Annotated in this window: 11 protein-coding genes; 3 read left to right on the top strand and 8 right to left on the bottom strand. The window is 36.6% G+C overall.

All coding sequences use genetic code 11. The annotated features are described in order from the left end of the window. Positions 1-51: 51 nt before the first annotated feature. On the top strand, positions 52-933 hold the full coding sequence (locus tag ACVYAD_RS12325) for a LysR family transcriptional regulator (protein ID WP_349660223.1): 882 nt from the start codon (positions 52-54) through the stop codon (positions 931-933). A 147-nt stretch (positions 934-1080) separates the two neighbouring features. Here the strand turns inward: ACVYAD_RS12325 and ACVYAD_RS12330 are convergent, their stop codons facing one another. Further along, positions 1081-2001 carry a LysR family transcriptional regulator gene (locus ACVYAD_RS12330; RefSeq protein ID WP_349660222.1) on the bottom strand — a complete coding sequence of 307 codons (921 nt, stop codon included), beginning with the start codon at positions 1999-2001 and terminating at the stop codon, positions 1081-1083. 228 nt (positions 2002-2229) lie between these two features. Between ACVYAD_RS12330 and ACVYAD_RS12335 the strand changes: the two genes are divergently transcribed. Next, complete coding sequence (locus ACVYAD_RS12335; RefSeq protein ID WP_476426621.1) at positions 2230-3420, top strand: coenzyme F420-0:L-glutamate ligase; 1191 nt, start codon at positions 2230-2232, stop codon at positions 3418-3420. A gap of 264 nt (positions 3421-3684) precedes the next feature. On the opposite strand, the gene ACVYAD_RS12340 is transcribed toward ACVYAD_RS12335, so the two are convergent. Both ACVYAD_RS12340 and ACVYAD_RS12345 read right to left on the bottom strand, forming a co-directional pair. After that, positions 3685-4320, bottom strand: coding sequence for an RNA ligase family protein (locus ACVYAD_RS12340; RefSeq protein WP_349660220.1), 636 nt, complete (start codon positions 4318-4320; stop codon positions 3685-3687). A 23-nt stretch (positions 4321-4343) separates the two neighbouring features. Further along, entirely contained in the window at positions 4344-5300 is a 957-nt protein-coding gene (locus ACVYAD_RS12345) for an AAA family ATPase (RefSeq protein WP_476426622.1), read from the bottom strand. 607 nt (positions 5301-5907) lie between these two features. Between ACVYAD_RS12345 and helD the strand changes: the two genes are divergently transcribed. Continuing rightward, on the top strand, positions 5908-8214 hold the full coding sequence (gene helD, locus ACVYAD_RS12350) for an RNA polymerase recycling motor HelD (protein WP_476426623.1): 2307 nt from the start codon (positions 5908-5910) through the stop codon (positions 8212-8214). Between the two features lie 56 nt (positions 8215-8270). Here the strand turns inward: helD and ACVYAD_RS12355 are convergent, their stop codons facing one another. From ACVYAD_RS12355 to ACVYAD_RS12375, 5 genes are all read right to left on the bottom strand, one after another. Next, positions 8271-9026: an amino acid ABC transporter ATP-binding protein gene (locus ACVYAD_RS12355; protein ID WP_349660217.1), complete on the bottom strand. Its 756-nt coding sequence runs from the start codon at positions 9024-9026 to the stop codon at positions 8271-8273. A gap of 13 nt (positions 9027-9039) precedes the next feature. Beyond that, entirely contained in the window at positions 9040-9741 is a 702-nt protein-coding gene (locus ACVYAD_RS12360) for an amino acid ABC transporter permease (protein ID WP_349660216.1), read from the bottom strand. A gap of 12 nt (positions 9742-9753) precedes the next feature. Further along, a complete protein-coding gene (locus tag ACVYAD_RS12365) occupies positions 9754-10461 on the bottom strand; it encodes an amino acid ABC transporter permease (protein ID WP_349660215.1) in 708 nt (235 codons plus the stop codon). 439 nt (positions 10462-10900) lie between these two features. Beyond that, on the bottom strand, positions 10901-11770 hold the full coding sequence (locus tag ACVYAD_RS12370) for a transporter substrate-binding domain-containing protein (RefSeq protein WP_349660214.1): 870 nt from the start codon (positions 11768-11770) through the stop codon (positions 10901-10903). 3 nt (positions 11771-11773) lie between these two features. After that, a complete protein-coding gene (locus ACVYAD_RS12375) occupies positions 11774-12976 on the bottom strand; it encodes an acyl-CoA dehydrogenase family protein (RefSeq protein WP_476426624.1) in 1203 nt (400 codons plus the stop codon). Positions 12977-13055 lie beyond the last annotated feature (79 nt).

The raw sequence follows: 13055 nt of genomic DNA on the forward strand, positions 1-13055 counted from the left end.
TACATATATATAATGGCAATTATTAATATTTCTAATGATAGGAGTGACGATATGCAGTATGATGCTTTAAAAACATTTATCACACTGGTAGAAGTCAATAATTTTACGAAAGCCTCCGAAATACTTCATATTTCACAGCCGAGTGTCAGTTTACACATTAAAAACTTAGAACGAGAATTTCAAACGACCTTGTTTATCCGTTCACCAAAATCTGTACAAATCACCCCAACTGGAGAAATTTTATATAAACGAGCTAAACAGATGCTGGCAATTGCGGAAGCAGCAAAGGAAGATATTTTAACCTATCATCATGAAATCCAAGGGACACTTGTGGTTGGGGCTAGTTTTACAATTGGCGAATATATTTTGCCTCCTATCATAGCTAGCCTACAACAGCAATTCCCCCAGTTAGAGCTTCAAGTTATTATTGGCAATACGAAAGAAATCATTCAATATACAAAATTGTTACAAGTCGATATCGGTCTTATTGAAGGACAGGCACACGACCATGAACTTATTATTCATCCGTTTATGCAAGATGAATTATTTATTGTCAGTGCGAGTAATCACCCTCTTGCAAAGGTACCAACTATTACGGTTGCGGACTTACAGCAGCAAAATTGGGTTGCACGTGAAGATGGCTCTGGAACACGCTATTACTTAGATCATTTATTTAGAGCAAACGGGCTCCAAGTACGTTCACTTCTTACTATTAGTAGTAATCAAGGTGTGAAAGAAAGCGTGATTCAAGGGCTTGGACTTTCATTACTGTCCGCTAGTGTCATTGAGCGTGAATTAAAAAATAACGATATAAAAATCTTACCTCTCGAGGATCAACATTTTACACGAACATTTTCTTATTTGTACTCACCTACAATGAAAAACAAACGAAATGTTGACACTCTTATAGAGGCACTATTAAAAAAAGCTTAAATATATAACTCTTCGGCAAAACAAGGGGTTGATTTCCGTTCCGGCTAGGCGCTTTCCTGGGGGTATGAAAATCACCCTCAGCTAAAGCACTACAACATTCACAAAGATCTTCTTCATCATTTTATTTTTCAACACTACTCTCTAAGCTCACTGTATAAATCTTGGATTTATACGTTTACGCTCCTGCTTTTGCTCAATAATTTCTACGAATTTCAACGTTGCTCGAGATAAAGGCACACTTTTTAAATAACACATGCCAATGCTTCGTGTTGGAATACTTTCTATTAATGTTAACTCATATAAAAGGCCACGTTGCAAATAATCCTTAGAAAATTCTTTCGTTACACAGGCAATCCCTAAATTACTTCGTGCAAATTCTAGCACTAGATCATGTGAACCAAGCTCAAACTCAGGTTCAATATGGATTCCTCTTGCAAACAAATAATCTTCTACGTACTTTCTTGAATTAGACTTTTTCTCTAAAAAAATAAGTGGAAACTTTAGTAGATCCTCAAAGCTTATACTTTTTGAAGCCAACGTTTTGTACTTCTCGCCACATACAAAAATATCTTGAACCTCTGTGCAAGCGGTTAACTGTAATGTCGGATCTTCTATCGGAAAATTGCAAAGTCCTATATCAACCTCACCAGATTTAATAAAATTACAAATTTCCGAAGTCGTTCCATTTAACATTTGTAATTTTATATTTGGATACATCGTATGAAATGCCTCTAGATAAGGCATTAAAAAGAAACGAGAAATAGTATCCCCTACCCCAATTTTCAACTGACCTGTTGTTAAATTTTTAAATTCTAGCAGCTTCTCCTCGCCAGCATCTAAAAGGCCTAATGCTGAATTTGTATATTCATACAGAAGGCTGCCCTCAGTTGTTAATGTCACCCCTTTAGGTGTGCGATTAAAAAGACGTGTGCCGAGCTCCTTTTCTAATTGCATCATAGCTTGGCTAACAGCTGGTTGAGTCATATATAAATCTTTAGCAGCACTTGAAAAGCTATTATTTTTAGCAACAATACTAAAAACGCGATATAAATCTAATTTCCCTATCATATAAGCACCTCTTATAGCTATTATACGAACTATTAATTTTACTTATATCACTAAAGAGGCGTATAGTAAAACCATATTGATTTAATTTCACAATATTTAACTTTTTTCAGTAGGCGAAAAAGAATCGGCAAGGAGTTTTTTTGTGAAACCCACAGCCGGTTCCAGACGCAATCATGCCGAGGCATAACTATTAATCATACATTTATCTATTAATAAGGAGAGATTATTTTGGAACGTGTAGTTGGTACAGTAGTAAGAGGTCTTCGTGGTCCGATTATTAACGAAGGCGATAATATTGAGCAAATTGTTGTTGATACAGTATTAAACGCAGCAAAGACTGAAGGCTATTCAATTGAAGATCGTGACATCGTTACAGTAACAGAATCTGTCGTAGCGCGTGCACAAGGTAACTATGCATCCATCGATGACATCGCAGCGGACGTAGCTGCTAAGTTTGGTGATGATACTGTTGGTGTTATTTTTCCAATCCTAAGCCGCAATCGCTTCGCTAACTGCTTACGCGGTATTGCAAAAGGCGTTAAAAAAGTTGTTCTTATGCTTAGCTATCCATCTGATGAAGTTGGGAACCACCTAGTTGATATCGATGAGCTAGATGTAAAAGGGATTAATCCTTGGACAGATACTTTAACTGAGGCTGAATTCCGTGAGCATTTCGGCTATAAAAAACATACATTTACAGGCGTAGATTATATTGAATATTATAAAGAACTAATCGAAGCTGAAGGCGCGTCTTGTGAAGTTATCTTTTCAAACAACCCAAAAACAATTTTAGATTTTACGAAGAGCGTTTTAACTTGTGATATTCATACACGCTTACGCACAAAACGTATTTTAACGGCAAATGGTGCCGAAAAAGTATACAGTCTTGATAATATTTTATCTGAGCCTAATAACGACTCTGGCTTTAATGCAGAATATGGTCTACTTGGTTCAAATAAAGCTACTGAAGATAGCGTAAAATTATTCCCACATACTTGCCAACCAATCGTTGATGGCATCCAAGCAAAGATCAAGGAAGCTACTGGTAAAACAGTTGAAGTAATGGTTTACGGTGATGGTGCTTTTAAAGATCCTGTGGGTAAGATTTGGGAGTTAGCTGACCCTGTTGTTTCTCCAGCTTTCACAGCTGGATTAGACGGCACACCAAACGAAGTAAAACTAAAATACTTAGCGGATAACGATTTTGCGGAACTTCGCGGCGAAGAATTAAAAGCAGCCATTTCTGAGTATATCCAAAACAAAGATGAAGATTTAACTGGGCAAATGGCCGCTCAAGGTACAACGCCTCGTCGTTTAACAGACTTAATCGGCTCTCTTTCAGATTTAACTTCAGGTTCAGGCGACAAAGGAACACCAATGATTTATATCCAAGGTTATTTTGATAACTACACAAAATAACCAGCTATAAAAAATGAACGCCCATTTTCGCTTGGGCGTTCATTTTTATATAGTGGACATGCTTCAATGTCGACACTATATCCAAAAACTAATTTTTCTATTATTTCATTTAGTGAGGTTGACAGGAATCGAACCTGTGAATCCCTATTTTATAAAGGGACATGCAGCCACTGCATACTTCCTCATATACATTATTTTTTATTGATTTCAAATTAAAGAATTACATTTTTCTCAGTCCTTTTTCTTTTAGTAGGTATGCCTCACTTATTTCAATTGATTAGGTATCACTTCTTCGTTTAACCAATGTTCGCTTGTTCGAACATGATTCTGTCTCACAAATTTCCCTAGATTAAATCGAAAATCATCATAATGGAAGGAAGCCGCATTTCTAATAACATACCCTTCCTGCTCACCCCCAAGAAGTGATTTTCCTGTAAACGTCTTCTTTATTTTTTCTTCATCGAAAATGCCCCGATATAATACAGGCGCCGTTTCAATCCCCAGTTTAGCTGCATAATGGACTGTCTCATCCCAGCTTAAACACATATTTTTTTCGTTCCAAATACTAAATAAATAAAAGTAACTAGTTAATTCATTGTAGTAAATGGAGTGCTTGGCATAAACGTTTTCACCGCATAATCTCCACGCTTCTGGAATTTGGAATGCAAATGTAGCATGAAACGTTTTTACCCAATGCCTAGATGGATGATCTCCTGAATTTAAGCTTCTAGCATGCATATCGTTTTGATACAGTGTTGTTCCTTCCCCATCTAATTTTTCGGTTACAACAACCTCTTTTCCAATAAAATGATTAACATTTTTAGCAACCTTATCATCATGTGTATACCCTCTACTCCACGGCAAATGAAAGCTTCTTGGATATTTCATCAAATTGGTCATAAACTCACTTCCTTTATTTACATCTACTTCGCAAATTGATCTGCCTCACGAAAGAAATAAAGCTTTGTTAATAAGTCACCATCTAATAAATGATAAATCTTACTCGATCCATTATCGCCTCCATATTGAATTAACATATGAAATTGCACTAAATTAACAACCTTTAAAACAAAGTCTTCTTCAAAGCCAAGTTCTAATAAAAAATGGCATACCATTTGAGCAGATACATTTTCATGTCCATAATATCCATATCTTTGTTGTAATTCTTTATATTTTTTACAAAACGGTTTCCCTACATCATGAAATAGAGCAGCTATTTGTAGTGCAAGCTTGTCACTCTCCATATAGTATTCATTCATATATTCATAAACAAAATACGTATGCTGGCAAAGGAAAAATTGATGATACGGATTTTCTTGATTAAATTGATAAATTTCCTTAAATGGTTGGACTGATCTTAACTTCTGAAAAAGCTCCTCATATGTGGTTTCACTTTGGATTAGTGAAATAAACTGCTCTTTTGACATTTCATACGGACTCGCTTCATGTACAATATGCACCTCTTCAAACCCTTCCCCCACTATCGGAAACTCCAAATTCTTTCTCATCTTTTCCATAATTACTAACGGAACTTTTCTCTTTCTTTGTTGATTTCTTGATACACACAATTCATAAGGTGTATCAAAATAATAACAAACAAACTTTACATAACGAGACATTTTACCTATAGCAAATATCCTACGTTCTCTCTCGATATTTGTCGCATCAACAATAACAGATTGCCCTTTGGCCACACATTCATTTAAACGCTCATACAAAACACGGAATACCATTCGCGATTGCTGCCTTGTAGCATCACCAAATAACTCTTGACGTATAGCATCACTTGAAAGAATAAGCGCGTTTTCGCTTTTGGCTAGCCCCTTAACGAACGTGCTCTTACCACTACCAGGTAACCCAACTGTAAATATCACCTTCATTTTTTCACCCCCTTTCAAGTGTCTATATCGTTTATAGAAACATATTCTTTAGTTTGTAATCGACTTCTATTCTTCTTATTTATCAAAAATTAACCATCAGCTTAGCTTTAAAGTATAGACATTAATTTTTGATGGTTAAAATAACAACAAAGAGACACAGGGATAATTATCATAACGTGGAGTTGATCTTCGTTCCTACCGGACGCTTTCTTAAAGGCATCCATTTAGCCTCTCGGGCCAACATCTGTGCGAAAGCGTAGCGTCAGCGACAACACTACATTAATCATAAAGGTGCGTTATCACAAGGCGCGGCGCCATTTCATAAGGAATTAGCAAACCTCCACCTCCATCACCTTAAACTCATGATGCCATACCAAAAGATAGGATACTATCCATAAAAAGTAACATTCTCCAAAAGAGAGAAATCAGGCTACAAAAAAGACTGCCCCAACTTTTCAGGAACAGTCTTTTATCAAAAATTTGATTTTCTTTTATAATTTAATTATATCATAAATTTGCCAAAATTACTAGACTATACTTCTTTCCAAACTAGCTGTATGATAAATTTCCCGATTCTAAATCCATTTTGAAAGGAATGTGAGTAACATTGGAACAGCAATATGAACGAACAGAAGAAAATCAGTACCTTATTCTTTGTTTAAATACAGTTGATCACAAAAAAGAGGAGTTACTACAAAAAGAAAAGGATGTTAGAGACAATGTTTTAACATTGAAGAAAACCTTTTGGGATGACGTCAGAGTGAATTTAGATACTCCTGAGGATATAGACGAAACTTATTATGCTATTAAACAACAGGCGGAGCTCTTATCCGATTCTCAACATGCTCAGCAACGTGCCATCAAGGATGTAAAAACTTATGACCGCTTACTGCAATCACCTTATTTTGCTCGCATTGATTTTTTACAGGATGGGCAAAACGAACCTTTAAAGATTTATATCGGTGTAGCAACCTTAATGGATGAAGATAATGAAAACATACTAATTTATGATTGGCGAGCCCCTATATCAAGTATGTATTATGATTACACCCCTGGCCCAGCTACTTATGAAACAGCGACTGACGACATTCAAGGTGAGATGCTTTTAAAGCGGCAATTTATCATTAAGAATGGTCAATTGCAATCGATGTTTAATACTGGATTAACAATAGGTGATGACTTATTACTCGATATTCTCGCTCAAAATGCAAATGAACATATCCGTAGCATCGTAGCAACGATTCAAGCCGAACAAAATAAAATTATTCGACATGTCAACACGCCTTATCTCATTGTAGAAGGTGTCGCGGGTAGTGGAAAAACAGCTGTTGCTCTCCAACGCGTTGCTTATTTGTTGTATCATTATCGAGACCAAATTACTGCTGATCAAATTTTATTGATTACACCTAATCAGCTCTTTAATCAATATGTTCATACCGTTTTACCGGATTTAGGTGAAGATAATATGCAGCAATTAACCTTCTCCGAATATGCAACAAAACGTTTAGGTCGACAGTTCCAATTGGAGTATCCTTACGAGCAATTGGAGTCACTTTTAACAGAGAAAAATGACTTGCTCTACCAAACGAAGCTTACTACTATTTCTTTCAAAGCTAGCCTCCAATATCGAGAAGTGATGGACAAATATATAGAGTACCTTGCCGATGACGGTTTGCTATTTAAAAACATCGTTTTTCGAGGAGAAAGAATTATTACAGCGCAAGAAATTGCTGAGTACTTTTATTCGTTCAATGCGACAATTCCCATTCCAAATCGACTACAGTTAGTGAAAGAATGGTTATTACAACAACTATCGAAAATTGAAAAGACAGAACGGACGAAAGAATGGGTAGAAGAAGCTAGTGAACTGTTAGACATTGAAGAATATACAAAAACCTATAGTGAACTTTTACATGAAGGTCGCTTTTCAGAAAACTCCTTTGATGATTTTGAGCAAGAGCGCAAGAAAATAGCCATCCAAATTGTCAAAAAACAGCTCAAGCCACTTCGTCAATCTGTGAAACAATTAAAGTTCGTTCATTTGTTAGGCATTTATCGTCAACTGTTTGATATGAACAATACTATTCATCAGCAATTACAGAACTTTTTACCCGACCATTGGGAAGAAATCTGTCAACAAACACTCCCTAATTTAACAAAGCGCATTATTTCATATGAAGATGCCGCTCCATTTTTATATTTGCAGGACAAAATAGAAGGTCAACGAACAAATACGATGATTCGTCATGTTTTGGTTGATGAAGCACAAGACTATTCTCCATTTCAGCTATTTGTATTACAACAATTATTTCCACGTGCACGTATGACTATATTAGGCGACGGACATCAAACTATCCATCCACATACCTTTAAAAACCCTTCACTGCTGACGCCACAATTGTATGGTGAACAAGCAGAAAAAATAATATTAACGAAAAGTTATCGCTCAACAAAACAAATTATTCACCTTACTTCGAAGATTTTACATGAGAACGCAAAAGTAGAAGCCTTTAATCGAACTGGTTCAGAACCGACGATCACGATTGTTTCGAATGAAATAGATTTAATCGAACAGCTTGTCGAAAAGATTAACAGCTTGTCCCTAAATTTCGAAACAATTGCAGTCATCTGTAAAACAGAGCAAGAGTGTACGAAGGTTTTTGAACAAATGAAAGACCAAGTAGATATTCAGCTCATTACTCATCATACAAATCAATTTAAAAAAGGTATTTTACTGTTGCCTGCTTATATGGCAAAAGGAATTGAATTCGACGCTGTCTTAATATACAATGCTTCCTCAGCTACTTATTTTAGAGAAACAGAACGTAATTATTTTTACACAGCTTGTACACGAGCTATGCACGAATTGCATATATATTCCATTAATGAGTTAACCCATTTTTTAAAACTTTAATTTCAATAAAGAAGAGAATCTGCATGCTTCGATTAAAGGCTAGCAGATTCTCTTTTTTAAATGTAGTAATTATAATCCTCAGGAATTACACGTTTTAAGAATTTCTTCGTGCGCTCTTCTTTCGGATTAACAAATATATCATGTGGGCTTCCTTCTTCTACAACGACACCACCGTCCATAAAAATCACTCGGTTGGCTACGTCTTTTGCAAAGCCCATTTCATGTGTGACAACAAGCATCGTTGTCCCTTCTGCTGCAATGTTTTTCATAACCTGAAGGACTTCTCCTACTAGCTCTGGATCAAGTGCAGAAGTCGGTTCATCAAATAAAATAATATCAGGGTTCAACGCTACTGCCCGTGCAATACCGACTCGTTGTTGCTGGCCTCCAGACAATTGACTTGGGTAGGCATCATATTTTTCTGATAAACCTACTTTATCAAGCGCTTTTTTGCCAATATCTATGGCTTCTGTCTTTGGAATTTTACGTCCTATAATAAGCCCTTCTGTCACATTTTCTAGCGCTGTTTTATTCGTAAAAAGATTGTAATTTTGGAATACAAAGGCTACCCGTTGTCGAATAGAATGTACGTCCTTCTTCTTCACATTTTGAAAATCTACTTGGATATCGCCAAATGTCGCATGTCCCTGGTCGGCTTTCTCTAAAAAGTTAATGCAACGTAATAATGTTGTTTTTCCCGAGCCGCTGGGACCTAAAATAACGACAACATCTCCTTTATCAATGGCTAAATCGACACCTTTTAAAATTTCATTGTTACCAAATGATTTATGAATATTTTTAATTTCTAGCATACTCGTTCACCCCTTAGGCTTTTGCCACTTTGAATTTACTTAAATGTTTTTCATATCGTTTAAAAATGTATTCAACCGTACTACATAAAATTAAGTACACAATGAAAATATCAATATATGCTTCCACGTAATTGTAGCCAACATTGGCAGCTACTTTAGCTTTTAATGTAATTTCAGGTAAGGACATTGCATAGCCTAAAGACGTCGCTTTAATGAGATTGACTGTGGCTGTACAAATATTCGGCATCGCTACTACTAAAGCCTGCGGAATAATAATACGGCGATAAGCTTGAAATGTTGTTAAGCCTACTGCTTGAGCTGCCTCTAGCTGACCTTTATCAATCGTACTTAAAGCAGAACGAAATACTTCTATTAAAATTGCCGTCGTACTAAATGCGAAGACAATAAATGCATACCAGATTGGATTGATTTTATAAATGTCATAGGCAATATTATATTTTTCAAAAATAATTTTAAGTAATAATGGAATACTACTATAAATAATAAAGATTTGAATGATTATCGGTGTACCTCGGACAAAGGAGACATATATCTTTGCTATATGATGGATCACCGGGATTTTATTGACCCGTGTTAGTGCTAGTAGGAAGCCTAGTGGTAAAGCAACAAGCATAGCAACAATTGTCACAAGGAGTGCGATAGGTACACCTGATAATGCAACAAAAAATGTTTCAACTAAAAATTGATAATTCACGGTTACGCCTCCTTACGTTGTTTCTAATGTCTTTTTCCCCTTACCAAAAAACTTTTCTAGCATAGCGAAGAATTTTTCGATAATAATCGACAGCACCCAATAAACAATGGCTAAAGCGATATATATTTCTAATGCATGTGCATTAATATTACTTGCGATAATTAAATTTGCCTTACCGACAATATCAATTAAGCCGATTGTATAAGCAAGCGCTCCTTCTTGTAATAACGCAATCATTCCATTCCCAAAGTTCGGTAAAGCGATAACGAGTGCCTGCGGGAAAATAATACGGCGATAAGCTTGGACTGGCGTTAATCCCACACTAACAGCCGCTTCAAATTGCCCTTTATCAATCGCTAAATAAGCAGAACGAATAACTTCTGACATAATCGCCGCAAACTGTAAAGTGAACGTTACGACTACGAAAATGGCTGTTTCAATTGAATGGAGATTTATGCCGAAGTTTTCCGCTAACGCTGGAACACCATAATAGACGAGGAATAATAAGACGATAGATGGTGTACAACGCATAATCGTTGTATATAAGTTCGCTAATTTTCGTAGCAATTTTATTGAACTTAACTTGGCAGCCGCTAATAGTAAGCCAAATATTGTGCCTAGTACAATTGAAGATCCTGCGACTAGGAAGGTCACTTTTAAAAACGGCAATAATACAGGAATTGAGTTCCAAATGTATGATGAATCAAAATACTTCTCCATTTCCTCACCAACTTCTATTTAGATGTACAATAAGAGGTGTGTTGATTAGCCATTTTTAATTACTAAAATTAAGTAGAAGACGCTGATTTCCGTTACGCGCTACTTGCTTTCCGGCGGGCGAGTGACGAGCCGCTTCCTTCGCTAAAGGAACGAAGGCTAAATGCGTCACGTCCTGTGACAATGCCTTCGTGACCAACATCATGTTGGCCTCAGGGTCTCGTCTGTCTCGCTTTCCCACGGGAGTCAAGTAGCCTTTCACTACAATCAGCTAAATATGCTCATCTATAAGGTAAATCACAAAAAATTCTTTTTTACCCAACAATTGACCAACATTTTTCCCTCATCAACACACCTGATACAATAATTCTCTTTTTATTAATAAAGACTGCTGAGTATACTGACTCAACAGCCTTTTATTTGGTAGTACCGCTACCGCCTATTAGCGCTTCACGGTTTCTAACACTTCAAATAAATCTCGACCGTAAAACTTAGTGCTTAATTCATTTGTTTTCTTTTGCTCTTTAATTTTTGCTATAGCTTTATCGTAAGCATCTGCAAATTCCTGTTCTTTTTTATTGAATAACGGCCATGTTTTAATAACGGCAAATTCGTTGTAAACTACGTCATCCTTTAAATTATGATAGGGGCCATCTTCTGCTATAACTTGTTGTTTAAATGGACCTTCAATCATGACACCGCCATCGACACGTTTTTCATTTACCCATTGCACAACATCGACAGTGAACGCATCACCAGCCTGTAATTTCACTTTATTGTCTGGGTTGGCTTTATTATATTCATCAATAATTGTGTATTGAGCATTATTCGCAGCAATTGGAGCTAATGAATAACCCTTATTCGCAAAGTCGGCTAATGTTTTTACGCCTTCATCCTCTTTACGTAATACTAAACCCGCACTACTTAAGCCTAAAAATTCTTTAGGGAAAATAAACTTTTCCGTACGTTCTTGCGTAAAGAAGGCATTTTTTATTCCTACTTGATATTTCCCTTGCTCAACACCAATTAGTAAATCATCACTAGTCGTGCCTACAAATTCAAACTTATAGTCAGGTAACTGTTCATCCACTAACTTCATGACTTCCACATCGTAGCCAGTCGGATTTCCGTTATCATCAAGATAACTAATTGGCTTAGATGCCTGGTCAAATGCAACCTTCACTGTACGTACTTTCCCGCTATCCTCTGAATCTTTATCTGAAGCTTCACCAGAATTACAGCCTGCTAAAATAGCAAGTGATGCTAACCCGATTGCAGCCAATTGGAAAATCTTTTTCTTTTGTTTAAACATATGTCATTTCCCCTTATTCTTTTCTCCATTGTTTTGTAATTGATGTTCAGTCGATTTTTGCTGTTCAATTGCGGCATTTGCCAATTTAATAATTGTCATATCATCCATCGGTGGATTATGAAGTCCTGCACGAACATTTCGATAATAACGCTGTAATGGATTCGTTAATTGTAGGCTTTTAGCTCCTACTACACGCATTGCCTTATCGACGATTTCAATCGCCAAATTTGTTACGGTATGCTTAGCAACTGCCATTTCATTTACCAAAAGCTCACGTCTAGCTGGGTCATCATAAGCTTCGGCAACCCCATACAGTACAAAACGCGCTTGATATAGCTTTAATTCAATATCACCTAGGAGTTGCTGCACATTAGGTAATGTACTAATGGGAGCATTTAAACTATTAGGTTGATAATGATTTGCAAAATGCAGCGCATAATCGCGGGCTGCCTGCGCAATCCCTAAGTATGTTGCTGGTATATGTAGAATCCAACCATTTATTTTGCCGCCACTTGGGTGACTTGGTAACTCTACTAAATGATTTGAAGGAACGATTACATCTTTTAACACTAGGTCATGACTACTTGTGCCTCGCATTGCAGACATTTCCCAGTTCTCTTCGATTGAAAGCCCTTGGGCATCTTTATGAATAAGGAAGTAACCAATTTGATTTTTCTCCTCAATCCATGCTGATGTTAAGAAGTAATCTAGTACTGGGGAGGCTGTCGTAAAGATTTTACGCCCATTTATGAGCCAACCAGCTTCTTTAGAAACAGCATTCGTTCCGGGTCGCCCTCCACGCGTTGGACTACCTGTTGCCGCTTCACTCGCAGCCCTATTTATAATTGCACCGTTCTTTATTTCCTGAGCAAACGAACTTAGTAAATCGTCTGTCCATAGCTTTTTCTCATATAGTTCACCTACAACACCTAATGTCCATCCTAGCGAGAGTGAAGCATTTTCGTCATAGCTTGCTAACGTTTCTTGAACGAGTACCATATCATAGACTGATAATCCTTCACCGCCAAATTCTTTCGGTAAAGTTAGTTTTGGATAACCAATTTGCAGAAGTAGTTTATGTGCTTCGAATGGAAAACGAGATTGTTCATCTACTTCTTTAGCTTCAGCCTTAATTGACTCCGAAATAGATGCTAGCTGATCGAGCCAATGCTGTTGTTGCTTTGTTTTAACAAATAAATTTTTCAAGAAAATCTCCTTCTTCCCAAAATGTATAAAACATATATACTTACTAAGAATTAATGTTGTAAAAAATCTCTAACTACGT

It is taken from the genome of Lysinibacillus sp. G1-3 (assembly GCF_056322905.1).